Genomic DNA, 15,410 nt, shown 5'->3' on the forward strand with positions numbered 1-15,410 from the left:
ATGCCAGCCATTGTAGGACCGGTGCAAGTAAATAGTGTAGGAGGAGGAACCATTAATTTTGGTGACTCCTTCTACATCAGTCCAAAAGAGACTGGAAAAAGCCATGCAGGTTCCGGTGCATTCAATACCGGAAATTTCATTAATGCTAATAACGGCCTCAGCGCCACTAATACAATTGATCCTGATGTCAATGACCAGACTGTCGTTGGGAATGAATAGTGATATTAACACATTTTCCTTCCCCACATATAGTGTACTATCACAAAGTTAAAGGATGTCTTCCATGCCAGCGATAGTCGGTCCCGTAGCAATTAACAGTGTAGGTGGTGGAGTTGTAAATTTTGGAGATTCGTTTTACATTTCTCCTAAAAGTGCCTCTAAGACCTCAGCAGGCTCCGGTTCCTTTAATACCGGAAACTTCATCATCACCAATAATGGATTAAGCGCCACAAATACCATCGACCCTGACATCAACGACCAAGATATCGTCGCAAACAACTAAACCAACCTTACCCAATTCATATTACAGTGGTGTTACAAATATATTTTTTCTGTTTGGGGCCAGACCCCGGCAGGAATTATATCTTAGGCGTCATACGGACAAATCCTAAGAAGCAAGAGGCCTTGGCTCCCACCGGAGCCAAGGCCTCTTTTTAATAATAATATGGTATATGGTATTTTATCTTTTCTTTTTTCGTGCGTTTGACTTTCTTGTGACTGGTATTTTGGAGGAAGGCTGTTTTTGAATCCATTTTATAAAGGACGCTACCTTAGTATCATCTTGCAAAAGAAGGATAGTGTTTAAACGAAGACCGAGTTCGTCATTTGTGTAAAGAGCGTGAATTTGCTTATGACAGGGAATACATAGCATTGCTGTTGGAAGAAATGTACCGCCCACTTCCTTTGGTGTAAGATGATGCACGGTTGTTTCCACATCGTTTCTGTTGCATAGTTCACACTCACCGAAAGATACTCTCTTTTTCGCCACCCCTCTACTCTCCTTTTACACTGTATTATCTTCTAATGTGGACATGCTTATAAATCTTCAAGTGTGACAACCGATCCTTTTCCAGATGATTGTGCTGGTGTTACCATTAACCTTCTAGGCAAGCGTGCTCTTAATTCCTGAACATGACTGATGACACCAACAGCCAAGTGATTGGATTGCAGTTTTTCAAGTGCTGTAACGACCCCATCTAACAGTTCATGGTCCAAAGTCCCGAATCCTTCATCCAAGAAGAAGAACTGTAGAGGATATTCCCCTCTTAGCTGTATCTGAGCAGACAATGATAACGCAAGGGCAAGCGAGGTCAAGAAAGTCTCACCACCAGATAGGCTAGACACGGGCCTCCTTACTCCACCATTTGCATCATCACGAATAATAAAACCACCTTGTGAATCCATTTCTAACGCATATCTTTGACGAGTAAGATGTCCTAGTCTCTCTGAGGCATCTCTGCTAATTTGAAGCAGCTGTTCTTCTGCCAAATATTCTACAAAGCCATTTCCTTTAAATACTGCTTGTAGCTTTTGATATTGCTGAATTTCACTTGAGAGTTTTTCTTTATGTTCTTCCAAGGCTCTGTACCTTTCGTTACGATCTTTGATGGAGGACAGATGTTGAAAGGAAGCACTTTTTGCTTCTATTTCTTCCCGAAGTTTTTGTCTTTTATCGTTCAATCGCTCTTGAAGTTCCAGCCAATCGGACTGTTCTAATACTTCTTGTCCAATCAACGAGTTTAATCTGTTCCAATCATTCTCCATTGATTTAAGAGTTTCCCAATAGTTCTTCACTTTCTCTTTCCAACCATCTTTATGTCCTATAAAGTTAATGGCTTGTTCTACTTCATCCTTAGAAGAAAATGAGGTTTTCTCTAGAGCAAGATTCCATCTATCCCCAAGGCTTTCCTGACGCGAAGTCGTTTCATCCAGCATATGCTCACTTTGCTTCAAGTTTTTATCGGTTTCATGAAAGTGATTTTGAGCCTCTGTCCAGTCCTGATAAGACTTCGTCTCCTGCTCATGAAGCTTCGTTAATTCCTTTCCCAATGTTTTTAAACCTTCCACAACCGAGTTTTCTTCGGTGATGTTTTTTATTTCTGCTTTCGTCTCTTCGATTCGTGAGCACACTTGCTCTCGTTCTAAGTTATTTTGGAAGATAACTTTTTCTTCTGCTAATAAAAGTTCTTGCGCTCTTTTTAATTCTTTCTCTTTTCTTTCTATAAAATCCACACTTGTGTTAATTCGTTCTTGTAGTTCTTTTTTTTGCTTTTCCACTTCTTTTGCATTATAGAAATCTTCTTCTATACTCTCATATGTGATTTCTGGAAAATCGCTCTTCCACAAACTCTGCTTTTCTTCTAGCTCAGCTCTTGTTTCTGAAAGCCTTGCATTCCATGTAGACCATTGATCTTCATAGCTCTGCATTAACTTTTCTGACTCATTAAGTCTAGTTTCCCATGTTTTAAGTGTTTGATTAAATTCCAGCTTCTTCTCTTGTATGTGGATATAATCTTGAACAAGAGCTTTTTGCTCTGTTTCAATGAGATGATATTTTTCAATTAGCAGTGCAGGTTTTTCCTTACTTTGATGGTATTCCTTTTCCCACTGATCAACCTTTTCAGTCGATGGAGTTGGGTTTGGCACGGACTGTTCTTTGTTGATTTCACGGAAAATCTCAGAAGCTAGCTGTTCTAACTTTAGTTTAATGGTGACATTTTCTTGTTTTTCTTGTTGTACAGATGAAATTAGCTTTTCCATGCCGTTTTGTTCTCGACTACTTGCGATTTCACTCATGCTTTCATGAACAGGTTGACTTGGATGGTGGGTTGATCCACAAACAGGACAAGCTTCCCCTTCTTTAAGCGATTTTGCCAATTCCAATGCAAGTTGATGAAGTTTTAAATCCTCTGCTAATCTTTTTTCTTCTTGCAGAAATAAATCCACCTGGGATCCTAACCAATCAAGTTGTAGTGTTAGCTCAGCGGCTTTTGTATAATACTTTTCGGTATGGTTGAAATAGACTATAATTTCTTTTTTTACTGTAGCGAGCTCATTTTCTGCTTTTAGGTTTTCCCTCTTATAGAGCTGCACTTTTTCCTGTAACTTTTGAGTTTCCTTATTAGTTTCCGCTAAGTTCTTTTCTAGTAACTTTACTTCTTGTTTTTTATCATAAGCTGATTGGAGTTTTTCTAAATGATCTTGCGCTTGTGTTTTCTGAGCCAATTGATCCTTCAAGCTTTTTTGCTTCGAGATTGCCTTTTCGTAAATTTCCAAAATCTGTTTTTCTTGTTGCTTTGCAATGCTTAATTGTTTATTGTTAGCCGTCAGAGCAACATCATACTGGGTTAATTTATTTTGATGTGCTTTCATTCCTTCTTCTAGCCTAAGGGCGCGTTCCAGTTTTTCTTTTTTTGAAAGAAGAACTGGATGATTTGTTTCCTTCTCTTTTTTTGCTGTTTCATAAACTGCTTTAGCCTCTTTCAGCTTTTCTTTTGCACTTTCAAATCTTTTTATATCTTCTTTATGCTTAACTGTCCAACGTTTAAGTGTGCTTTCTATCTCTGTTAGATCCAAAAGAATAGGCTTTAAAACCTCCGCTTGTTCTCCAAGTGCGATGTTCACTTCAAGTTGCTTTATCTCCGATTCATTTTCTTTATAATGAAGGAGGGATCTTTCCACTTGTTTTCTTTCAGACTGCCATTCCCATTTTCTCTTTTTTTCCTCAAATATACGTTCTAGTTGCTGTAATGCCTTTTCTGATTTTTCCACAGTTTCAGCTATTGCCTTATACTGTGATGCAGCTTCTTTGACCGCTGTATCAGAGGCATCTCCAAGCCCAAGTTGTTCGGCATGTATCTCAGCAAGTTTGCGCGTTTTCTGTTGCAACTCATCTTTTATTTTTCTGGACAATTCATCGCCATACTTTTCTAACTGAAATAAGCGTTGGAGCATTTGCCTTCGATCTGCCCCTTTTAACGAAAGAAATTCCGCAAACTTCCCTTGAGGCAGTACAACAGCACGAGTGAAATCATCGATTGTTAACCCAATAATCTCCTGAATGGCCGCATTAACTTCACCTGCTTTATCTGCAAGTACCAGATTTTCTTCCTCTTTTATTTCAGTTAGTCGGCAGATCCCTGATTTCACGCGAATAGGATCGGTACGCTTAAAGGTACGCTCTACTTTATACCGTTGTTTTCCTTTAGCATTCTCTAATTCAAATATATAAGAGACTTCTACCACATTTTCTGCATGATTCATAATTCCTTGTGTATTATTGGAGGCCCGCTCTACTTTTCCATACAACGCCAATGTCATGGCATCTAAAATAGAGGATTTTCCGCTTCCCGTTGGTCCAAAGATCCCGAACACGCCACCTTGACATAAGGCTTCAAAATCAATCACCTGCTTTTCGCGAAAACTATGCAAGCCACCAACCGTTAATTCAATCGGTTTCATTCTTCCCCCTCCTTTCCTGACTCTTCATTTAATAAGGATAAAAATAAATTCACAAGCTCTTCTTCAGGCTGCGCCCCGCCTGATTGCTTTTCGTAAAATTTAACAAATAACTCTTCAATTGGCATGCTATCCATTTTCACAGCTTCTCTCTCTATTGCCATTTCAGGAAAAATTGGGCGGATATGCAAAATTCCTTCATGTTGCTTTCGAATCCGATGTATTTCTTCCATGGACAAGGCATTTGTTACATAAATCTCTAAATCTACCCATGCTCTTTTATCTTTTTTCTCCTCTAACCAGCTATATACTTGCTGAATACCTTCTGTTGCTTTCCATTTCACTAAAGGCTTTCCACTGGCTAAAAATATTTCTTTCGTTTGCACTTCCTTGCCTGGCTCTGCATCAATAATGGTCACACTCTTTGTATATCCTGCTTCTGAAAAACTATAGGCTAAAGGAGAGCCAGAATAACGAGCCGCCGTTTTGGCTCTTTTAATTGTCTGTGGACGGTGCAGATGGCCAAGCGCGACATATTGAGCTTGAGCTGGTAAGCTTTCGGCAGCAACAGTGAAAGCTCCTCCTACTTCTATCGGCCTCTCAGAATCCGAAGAACTTCCCCCTGCCACGAACAGATGACTCATTGCGACATTAACAGTATCAGAGGTAAATTGTTCACACATTTTATCAAAAAGTTGTCGAATACGCGCATCATAATGATCCCGTATTACCCTTTCCTCAAATTGGTCGGATAAAATCTCATTTAACCGTGATTCGGAAGGATAAGGTAAAGATGCGAGCTTAAGTGTTTCATTGGTTGTAGGAATATAAATATTTTGAACATCCATGGTCGGATAGCCCAATAAGGAGATATGTTGATTGGTGGCAAGCGGTTGAGAAGCGGACAAACGATCTGGATTGTCATGATTTCCTGCTATAACTGCTACCGGTCGCTGTCCTTTGTTGGAGAGCTTTTGTAAAGATTCATAGAATAACACCTCAGCCTGTGCAGGTGGATTCACCGTATCATAGACATCACCCGCCATTAAGATGACATCTACCTTTTCATCTTCTACAATTCTCGAAAGCTCTTCTAGAAATTGTGCCTGTTCTGGTAATCTACTACGTCCTTCTAACGTTTTACCTAAATGCCAATCAGCAGTATGTAAAATTCGCATATTTTCCCCCTAATATCAACAAACTCAAGCAGAAACTCTCATAAAAAGTTTCGCCTGAGCCTGCGTGTTATCTAATTATTAATCAATTTTTAATAAATGGCTTCCATCAAAAAAATAAAGATATTTTTCAGTAAGCTCTTTCTTCCAAATCTGTTCTACCGCCTTGCCGTACAGGGATATTTGCTCTTGATACCTGTTTATCAGCACAGGCTCTGCTTCAGCAAATCCATTCGGAAACCTTGTTGTGATGGTATCCGTCTTGTAATCAATTAATACGAGTCCTTCCGCATCTTCTACTAAACAATCGATAACACCTTGTATTAGCACTGTTTCATCGGCTAGCTCTGTATTATTTCCTATTTCACTACCTTGTAACGCAAAACTAAAAGGAATTTCTCGGTATAATTTATCGGCATGTAGCATTCGCTGCCCTATTTCAGACAAGAAAAATCTTTCGATTGCATCGATGTGAATAACTTCTGCCTGTTCACTCGTAAGAAGTTCATTTGTTACCATTTGCAAAATCTGAGCTTGTATTTCTTCTCTATCAAGACTTTTCTGTGCTAAATTAATATTCTGCATTACCGTATGCATGGCAGTCCCAATCTCAGATGGTGACAATCCCTTTTTTTGTAGAAAAGCAGGGCGATCTAAAAAGTACTTGCGTTCTGTCTGAATCATCGACTGATCGGCATACGGGTCCTGTTGCTCCCTCATTCTCTTTATTTCGGAAACAGATTGCTTAGAGCGGTGCTTACTTGCTTCTTTATATGGATACTGCCAATAAAGTTGTTTTCTTACTTCCTCTTTTAGTGTGCTTTCGATTTCTACCGTCACACCTTGCTTCACTTGCTCAAGCAGAAGATTTTCTTCTTCCTTGGCGGCTGTCATTTCTTCTAATAATGTCTGGACCTTTGTGACTGAAATCTTCCATTTAGCCGGATGATTGGTTATTTCTTCTGGAACATGTGGTGATAACTCTCCACCCTGCAATATCTCCGCGGTTTTGTGTCGTATCAAAGCTGGTGCTACCCAGTCCATATAAGACTTCGCAGATGCCCTTGTGTAATTAGGAAGTAACCAATTTTCGACTGAAGCATGCTCCTTCCAATCCGCCTGTGCTTTTTCAAAGTCCTTTACAGTGCCAACTAAATACAGCTTTTCTTTTGCTCTAGTTAAAGCAACATAAAGTACCCGCATTTCTTCGGCTATGAGCTGTGCTTTTGCTTTTCTTTTTAATGCAAGCTGAAGGATCGTAGGATAGGTTATACGTAAGCGTGCATTTACATACTTCGGTCCAAAGCCAAGCTCTTTGTCTAAGAGATAACTACTGTTTAAGTCCATCATATTAAACTGTTTGGATAGGCCTGCAACAAACACAATAGGAAACTCTAATCCTTTACTGGAGTGAATGGTCATTAGACGAACAACATCCTCCTGTTCTCCTAGAGCCCTTGCCGCCCCTAAATCTTCGCCGCGATCCTGCATCCTTTCTATAAACCTCAAAAAGCGGAACAGCCCACGGAAGGACGTTGCTTCATATTGCCTTGCTCTATCATAAAGTGCTCGTAAATTTGCTTGACGTTGCTTTCCTCCTGGCATGCCACCTACAAAATCATAAAAATGGGTATCCTGGTAGATTTGCCATATTAATTCAGATAATGCCCCTTCTCTTGCAGCGGTCCGCCATAGTTGTAGCATATCGTAAAACCTTTTAACTTTAATCAGTAATTCTTTTTCTTCGATGCTATCTGGAGTTTTTTGTAAAAATGCAAGTAATGCCTCAAAATAAGATCCTTTTCTCTGCTGAATTCGTATAGAAGCTAAATCATTTGAATCCAATCCAACTATAGGGGACCTTAGGACGGAAGCCAATGGGACGTCCTGATAGGGATTGTCGATTATTTTCAATAAGGACAAGAGAATCGCTACTTCTGTGGCCTCAAAATAACCAGTGCTCAGATTGGCATACAGTGGTATCCCTTCTTGCTTAAACTCTTCGATAAACTGAGGGGCCCACGGCATAGAACGCATAAGTATTACACAATCGCGGTAGGTAATAGGTCTCATACGCTTTTCATCTTTGTCATAGATTTCGTATCCGGATTGAATAAGATTTTTTATTTTTTGTGATATCATTTTCGCTTCCACTTGTGCGGTTTCAAGCTCAGCTTTATCAAACCCGGTAGAGTTAGTTTCCTCGGTGTCATATTCATTGAAACTATCTGCTGAATTACTGCTGTCACTACGATCAATTACCAATAATTCTGTCTCTCGGTCTGCAGCATCCGGATAGTTGGCTGCTCCGAACTTCAGCTCTGCTGCTTCATCATAGTCTATCTCTCCAACAGCTTCACCCATAATTTGTTGAAAGATAAAATTGGTTGCGTCCAACACTTCAGTTCTAGACCTGAAGTTTCGGTTCAAGTCGATGCGAAGGCCATCTCCAGTACCATCCTTGTCATACCGCTTATATTTACTTAAGAAAAGAAAAGGTTCTGCTAAACGGAAACGGTAAATGGACTGTTTTACATCCCCTACCATAAACATATTTCCGCTGTTCTCTGATTGTTTTGTCACAAGCTTTAGAATAGCTTCCTGCACCATATTTGTATCTTGGTACTCATCCACTAATACCTCTTTAAAGGTGGATTGGTATTTTAAAGCTGCATCTGATCTTTCAAAACCATATGATGTTGGCTGTTGAAGAATACTTAGACAAAGATGCTCTAAATCGGAAAAGTCCACTAATCCTTTTTCTTGTTTCAGAGCGCTAAACTGGTTTCCATATTTTTTTACAACATGTATCAAGGTTTTCATAACAGGAGCCAGCTCTTCTAGATCTTTTAGAAAAGACTCCGGTCGCCTGCTGAAAAGTTCGTCCTTAATTCCTTGGACCATTGCTTTCGCTTTATTACGTGCCTTTGTCCAGCTTTCAATCAGGTTCTTGTCATACTCCTCACCACGACACGTTTTTGCTCTTGGAAAATCCACCTTCTGCATTTCTTGATAGAGTACTTCCCAACTATCATAAAGGGAGCTTTGCAGTTTCGCTAGCTGTTCCATATCCTGTTCAACATTGACCGAGCGGGGTGCAGGGCCACCTGGCTCCATCGTGATATCCATCGCCTTTTGCAGCAAGCTTTTTGCGCCCAGAAACTGCAATTCCATTTCCTTCTTTAACATCGGAATAAATGGAAGGTCATCCATGTTTGATTGACTTGTACTCTCATAAAACTCAACAATCTCTTCAAGCCATTGTTCTGGCGAAGGATTTGCTCTAGAAAACTCATGCAGGTCTAGTACGAGCTTTTGAAGTGCCCCATCTGTTCGATCATTGGTGTAACGATCCACTAGTTCGAAAAATGCGTCGTTACCCTCTGTCCCATACTCTTCTTCAAAGACGGCTTCTAATATTTCCTCTTGCATTAATTGTATCTCTGTTGTGTCGGCAATACGAAAGCTTGGATCAATATCAATTAAATAATAGTATTTGCGTACTACGTCTAAACAAAAGGAGTGAATGGTGGAGATTGAAGCTCTATTTAAAAGGCTTAACTGCCTGCGCAAATGAAGAGAGGCTGGTCTTTTTTCTAATTGTTTCTCTAACGCTTCAGCAATTCGATGTCTCATTTCAGCTGCAGAGGCATTGGTAAAGGTTACAACGAGCAGGCGATCAACATCTACTTGCTCTTCAATGATCTTGTGTATCATCCGCTCCACGAGAACCGCCGTTTTTCCTGAGCCGGCTGCTGCTGCAACTAAAATATCCTTTCCGCTTGAAACAATAGCTTTCCACTGATCATCTGTCCATTGAGCGTCTGTTGGTTTAGGTAGTATTTCCATCCCCATTTAGTCTCCTCCTTCCATTTTCCGTTTCATTGACTCGATAATTTCATTCTTCGGCAATGCCGATAGGTTTCTATAATCATTTTCGTCAAGGGAAGTATCAAATTGACAAAACGATTTAAAGGAACAAAATGTACAAGGTGTCTGGTTTTTCAGCTTGTATGGAGCAATACTAGTTTCTCCATCAGTGATCTGCATTCCGATATTCTCAAAGGTTTTCCTAACATAAGCTCTTAAGTGAGAAAATTCCTGCTCGCTTGCTACCGATGAATTGGAATGAAATTCACCATTCTTTTTTAATGCAGCCGATACGATTTGAGAATGCCCTGTCTCAAGCGTCTGATCCATAAATCGAACTGATTCCTCTTCTCCTAACAGAAGACCTTTCATTTTGAAGCTTTTAAAAATTTCTTCTTCAATTAGATCTTCCGGGGTCATTCCATTTGTTTTAATCATTGGATTATGAACATGAAAATATAGAACTCCTGCAGGTGTGGCTTCTGAGCCAAGCCATTCTTTAGAATGGGTTATTACCAGATCTAAGTAAGTTAACATCTGCAGTGCTAATCCATAATATACTTCCGTTAAATCTAACGCCTTATTGCTAGATTTATAGTCAATAATTCGTAGCAATAATCCATTGCTGCCCTCTGCTTTATCTACACGGTCAATTCGCCCAACAAGCTCCATTTTCACACCATTTGGGAGATCTATCCTTATCGGTGGAATCTCTTCTTTTTGTCCAAAACCAAGTTCAAGTCCGATTGGCGTAAACTTACTCGCTCTTGAGTGTTCACTCAAAATCTGGGATGCTCTTGTGATAATTGTTTCTAGCTTTCTCTTAATATATTGAAACCGATTGGAACTAAGCAGAATCTCCCCTTGCAGCTTAGGTGCAAGGACATTCACCGCCTCTTTCGCAAGGTTTTCACACTCCTGTTTAGTTAAGGACTTCCAATCACTTCCCTGTTGGCGCAAGGTATCGGAAATATGTTTAAGAGCTGCATGAAAAAGTTGTCCAATATCAGGGGCTTCCAAGCGGTAAATTTTTCGGTCCTTCAGCTTTAATCCATGAGAAGCAAAATGGGAGAAGGCACAGGCACTAAATTTCTCCATACGGGAAACACTTGCTTCCATATGCTCACCATAAAGCTGTCTGCTCACATGTCCTTTAAGCTTGTTTGCTTCATTTTTATAAAAGAGGCTTTTGAGAACCTGTTCTGTTCTGTCATGCCATTCTTCATGGTCTAACAGTGTGTTATAGACGTCCCACCAAATAGGATCTACTGGATATTTTTTGATCCATGTTTGCAGCTGTACAGCTAAGTTGGACAGTGTAGTAGAAGGTGTATGCACGTACTTCAACTGTTCCGATTGTGGAAGCTCTGAAGGTTCATTAAGCAGCAGCTTTTCCTTTATTTCTGGAAACATTTCTTTTATCCGTTTAATATACGAGGAAGGTAATAAGGATTTCCCTTCTTCATCAGCCAAAGCATAGCTAATATAGAGTTGCTGTGATGGACTTAAAAATGCAGAATATACCAGAAAATGATCATCTAGTAATCTTTCTAGGCTTGTAGGCGCGAGCTCCATACCGTAAGAGGAAAGAAGCTCCCGTTCTTCTTCCGAAACAAAGCCTTCATCCTTTATTTTCGCAGGGATAACTCCTTCGTTTACTCCGATAACAAAGCTATGTTTAATGTCTGTTAAGCGGGAGAGATCAAAATTGGCGACAATAACCTGATCAATGGCAGGGGGAACAAGGCTAAACCTTAAACTTTCTAATCCACTTTCCAACATCTTTGTAAACATACTTAAAGTGATAGGCTGATCTCCAATAAGTTCGACCATCTGATCTAATAGACCAATAGTCGCTTTCCAAACCTGTTCGTTTTCTTTAGACTGTGTTAAGTTTCCTTGCTCTTCCGCCTTTTTCATCCGGAGCTCCAGCTTTTTTGGAATCTCAAGGTCTTCCAAATAGTGATACAACGCTTTACAGTAATCTTCAATTGAATTAGATCGCTTCCAGCGTTTTTGGAGCTTTTGCAATGGAGTGACAATCAACTCTCTTAATTCGTTAATTTCAGCTTCATAGGCTATTTCATCATCTGTTTGTACATAAGGTCCTTCCGAATCAATAGTAAAAAAGCGGCGATATTTCCATGGTTCCTCAGAAGTCCACTTGTTTCCTTGTACTCCATAGGACAGACAATAGTTCTCTAGTTTGTCCGTTTTCTCCCTCATTTCATCTGTATCCTGAGCAACAGAATAAAAGAAATCTGTTTTCACACAGCGAAACACTGACTCATAGCGCCAGTTTTTGGTTACAACCTCGAGGCTAGAACGTAACAGCTCGATTAAAGGATGATGAAGCATTGTCCTTTTTTGATCTACAAAAAAAGGTATGTCATAGTCTTTGAAAACCGTGTTTACCAAGTCAATATAGGATTCTGCATTTCTCACAATCAGCGCTATATCTTTATACCGATTTCCCTGTTCCCGAACGAGGGAGATAACCTCTCTTGCAATTCCTTCAATCTCAGCCCTTCTATTCACTGCTTGAAGCAGCGCTACTTCCCCTTTATTAGGGTAAGCCACGGTTGGTCTAACATCGAAGTATTTCTCTAAATGGCATAAGGAATCTGATTTCGAGAACCGACTAGCATCTTCAAGCACAATTGGTGCTTCTATCTGACACCCTTCTTCAAGAGCCATTTTACGAAGCTTCTGATAGGTGATTCCTGTTGCTCTAAAAAGATGCAAATCATACGGTGCTTCTTCGTTATATGGCTTGTCCAGTGTAAGTGCTATCGTTACTGATTTTGAATGGACCATTAGCCTTTTGAGAACAAGCTGTTCTTGAGGTGTATAGCTATGAAAGCCATCAATATAAATATCAGCTTCTTTTATATAGGAAGAGTGCGGTATCTTTTCAGCTAGAAGCTGTAAATAGTCCTCTCCATCCACATATTTCCCTTCTAATAATTGCTCTAGCTGACGGTATACGACCAATATATCGGTTAACTTTTTGGAAAGCATCTTTTCATGATCAGAGATTGTATCGTCCTCGCTAATCCGAATGATTTCCTCTTGCAAACTATCAGGTGTAACACAATAGCGTTTAAACTCGGTTACCATGCCCTCCATTTGCTCAATAAAGCCAAACTGTTCCGCTGACCGTCCAAACACTTGGAACTGTGCTTTATGCTCTTCAATTACTTTTCTAAGCAGCATATGAATGCCAGATTGATCTATATGAAAACGGCTTATTCCACCTACTTCTTGCAAAATTCGCCATGCCAAACGGGTAAAGCTGAATACTTGTGCCCGAATCATACCTTGAACAGCCTTTGATTGGACAATCTTGTATTCTGATTGGAAGGTCATTTGTTCAGGAACCAGATATACAATCGGCGAACCTTTCGGGTTATCCTCCAGTTTTTGAAGGATTTGCTCATAACACCATTGTGTTTTTCCACTGCCTGTTCTGCCTATTAAAAAACGAATCGACACAGCATTTCCCCCAAACTACTTATTTTTAGACTACCTTAAATGCAGGTAGCGTTCTGTTTTTCAAAGTTTAATATCCATGTGAGTTTTATATAGAACACTGTAAAACAACAAGTTACATTTTCTCACAACTTATTGCCATTTCGCATAAGCAATCAGCTAATACCAAACGGCTATGTTAAACACCGCTGATAATTTCCGCAAAAGACGCAGCGTTCGCGGTACTTCAATTAAGATCTTTCATCATAATACGTACCTATGTTCCTCTTATATTGTACTGAAAATGTGAGCAGATTGCCAACTTGATAGACACATATTTCAAGTGGATGGGCACCAGTTAATCTGCCTCTGCATATGGTAGGTAAGGTAGGGGATCAAAGGATGCTATACTGTAAAAACCACTATTTTACTGTCACTCTGTTAACTTTATTGGGGTAGTTTGTTGTGTGCAATCGCTATATACTGGTTCCTCTGTATTACCGATTGGTTCCAGTGAATGTTTTAATAACACAAGCAGACTAGTTAGCAGATATTTTAGCATGGGCCTCCATTTGTTTACTATTTGAGTAATAACTATAATAAAGCCAAAAAACACTTGAACCATTAAAGTCATTCAAGTGTTTTAATTATTGGATGTTCTTTGTTGCTTGAGAGAAGGAGTGATACTTGAAACATTAAGGTACATTGCCGATTTATTAAGGACTTATAGCAACAATCTGTAAGAAAAGAACCAATCTAAAAGATTCATATTAACTATTTCTGTATATTAAAAAGATACACCTAGTGAAGCAGAAAAACTAGGTGTATCTTTTTGTTAATTTTTCATTTCTTGAATTTCTTCAGGTAGCTTGAAAATTTCTTTGTAGGTTTGAATGATGCTTTTTTTATCAAATTTTCCTACTGTCGTTTTGGGGATATCTTTCACAAAAGCAAATTTTTTCGGTATTTTATACTTTCCTAATTTTTGAGAACAGAAGGTAGTTAGCTCCTTTTCAGAAGCAGGACTTTTCAATGAGACCACCGCTAACACCCCTTCGCCCCATTTCGGATGAGGTATTCCTACAACGCATACCTCTTTGACTGCAGTATGCTCTGCAAGCGTCTGTTCTACCTCGGATGGATACACATTCTCTCCACCTGAAATAATCATATCCTTTACCCTTCCAACGATATAAAAATACCCCTCCTCGTCCATTCGCCCTAAATCACCAGTACATAGCCAGCCATCAACCTTCACTTTTTGCGTTTCTTCCGGCTTGAGCCAATATTCTCTAAAAACATGTCGCCCTTTTAAATAGATCTCTCCTACTTCATTTACTGAAGCTTCTTCGTTCTTATTTTTCATAATCTTCACTTCGTTGAACATCATCGGTTTACCGACTGATCCTTTTTTTCCGTATGCCTCTTTGGGATCAATATAGAAATTATTTGGGCCCGCCTCTGTAAGACCATACCCTTCTTTAAAAAGTTTACCTTTTTTGTAAAAGGCTTCATAAATTTCAATGGGGCAAGGCGCCCCCCCTGAGAGAAACGTTTTCATAGAAGGAAAGCTTTCTTTCTGAAACCGTGGATGCTCAATTAGTATGTGGTACATCGTCGGAACCATCAAAACGACTGTGCATTGGTACATGCATAAAAAATCGATCACCTTTTCCACTTCAAAGTCTTGCATTAATACAACCGTCCCGCCTGCCATTAAAAGTGGCGATGATAAGGCATTTAAACCACCAGTATGGAACATTGGCAAACATGTAAGGGTCGCATCATCCTCAGATAGTCCCCAGCTTATAATCGTATTTATTGCATTGCTTATAATATTCTCATGAGTAAGAATTACACCTTTTGGCTTACCAGTAGTACCTCCAGTGTAAATGATTGCAGCAGGATTATTTAAATCAACAGACACCCTATTCTGTTGAGAGTCAGCTGGCTGTGGTAAATCATCTATAGAAATTATGGGGCATGGTCCTATTCTAACTTTCCCTATCATAGTGGGATGCACAAGCAAATACTTTGCATCACAGTCTTGCAAAATATAGACCAATTCATCGTTTGACAAGCGCCAGTTTAATGGAACAAAAATTGCGCCAAGCTCTCCACAAGCAAAGAGTAAATCAAAATACACCATCTCATTCGGAGATAAAAGTGCAACACTATCCCCTTTTTTTATTCCAAGTGAATGTAGTCTATTTTTCATATCTATCGTACGAGCATACAATTGTTGATAATTCCATCGTTCTCCAGATTCGCCATCAATTACTGCGACTTTACTTGGAGACAGTTGTGATCGTTTCTGCAACCATGAACAATCTATAGCCACTTCCATCTCTCCCTTACACATTACAAGTTATATTTACTATAAGAGTGTCGGGTTACAAGCGGGTTACAGAGTCATCATCAAACTAGTCCTTGAAC

At 39.5% G+C, this 15,410-nt stretch carries 8 protein-coding genes; 2 read left to right on the forward strand and 6 right to left on the reverse strand.

What is annotated here, in order from left to right:
- Together K9B36_RS04255 and K9B36_RS04260 are read left to right on the forward strand one after the other, a co-directional pair.
- On the forward strand, positions 1-219 hold the full coding sequence (locus K9B36_RS04255; RefSeq protein ID WP_223700749.1) for a spore germination protein: 219 nt from the start codon (positions 1-3) through the stop codon (positions 217-219).
- A 64-nt stretch (positions 220-283) separates the two neighbouring features.
- Entirely contained in the window at positions 284-502 is a 219-nt protein-coding gene (locus tag K9B36_RS04260; RefSeq protein ID WP_223700750.1) for a spore germination protein, read from the forward strand.
- Positions 503-679: 177 nt separating this feature from the next.
- Here the strand turns inward: K9B36_RS04260 and K9B36_RS04265 are convergent, their stop codons facing one another.
- The 6 genes from K9B36_RS04265 to K9B36_RS04290 form a co-directional block, all read right to left on the reverse strand.
- Entirely contained in the window at positions 680-988 is a 309-nt protein-coding gene (locus tag K9B36_RS04265; protein ID WP_223700751.1) for an HNH endonuclease, read from the reverse strand.
- Between the two features lie 47 nt (positions 989-1,035).
- On the reverse strand, positions 1,036-4,461 hold the full coding sequence (locus tag K9B36_RS04270) for an AAA family ATPase (protein ID WP_223700752.1): 3,426 nt from the start codon (positions 4,459-4,461) through the stop codon (positions 1,036-1,038).
- On the reverse strand, positions 4,458-5,636 hold the full coding sequence (locus K9B36_RS04275; RefSeq protein ID WP_223700753.1) for an exonuclease SbcCD subunit D: 1,179 nt from the start codon (positions 5,634-5,636) through the stop codon (positions 4,458-4,460). Before K9B36_RS04275 ends, K9B36_RS04270 begins: the two co-directional genes overlap by 4 nt.
- 78 nt (positions 5,637-5,714) lie before the next feature.
- Positions 5,715-9,488: a helicase-exonuclease AddAB subunit AddA gene (gene addA, locus K9B36_RS04280; RefSeq protein ID WP_223700754.1), complete on the reverse strand. Its 3,774-nt coding sequence runs from the start codon at positions 9,486-9,488 to the stop codon at positions 5,715-5,717.
- The gene (gene addB / locus K9B36_RS04285; RefSeq protein ID WP_223700755.1) at positions 9,489-12,998 is read right to left on the reverse strand and encodes a helicase-exonuclease AddAB subunit AddB; all 3,510 of its coding nucleotides are present in this window, start codon (positions 12,996-12,998) and stop codon (positions 9,489-9,491) included.
- A gap of 811 nt (positions 12,999-13,809) precedes the next feature.
- On the reverse strand, positions 13,810-15,315 hold the full coding sequence (locus tag K9B36_RS04290; protein ID WP_223700756.1) for an acyl-CoA synthetase: 1,506 nt from the start codon (positions 15,313-15,315) through the stop codon (positions 13,810-13,812).
- Between the last annotated feature and the right edge of the window lie 95 nt (positions 15,316-15,410).

Source organism: Sutcliffiella deserti (assembly GCF_020037475.1).
Taxonomy (GTDB): Bacteria; Bacillota; Bacilli; order Bacillales; family Bacillaceae_I; genus Sutcliffiella_A; species Sutcliffiella_A deserti.

What these genes read in the sequence shown, in the direction of transcription:
- K9B36_RS04255 (WP_223700749.1), top strand. Translation starts at nt 1, where the DNA reads ATGCCAGCCATTGTAGGACCGGTGCAAGTAAATAGTGTAGGAGGAGGA.
- K9B36_RS04260 (WP_223700750.1), top strand. Translation starts at nt 284, where the DNA reads ATGCCAGCGATAGTCGGTCCCGTAGCAATTAACAGTGTAGGTGGTGGA.
- K9B36_RS04270 (WP_223700752.1), bottom strand. Translation starts at nt 4,461, where the DNA reads ATGAAACCGATTGAATTAACGGTTGGTGGCTTGCATAGTTTTCGCGAA.
- K9B36_RS04275 (WP_223700753.1), bottom strand. Translation starts at nt 5,636, where the DNA reads ATGCGAATTTTACATACTGCTGATTGGCATTTAGGTAAAACGTTAGAA.
- addA (WP_223700754.1), bottom strand. Translation starts at nt 9,488, where the DNA reads ATGGGGATGGAAATACTACCTAAACCAACAGACGCTCAATGGACAGAT.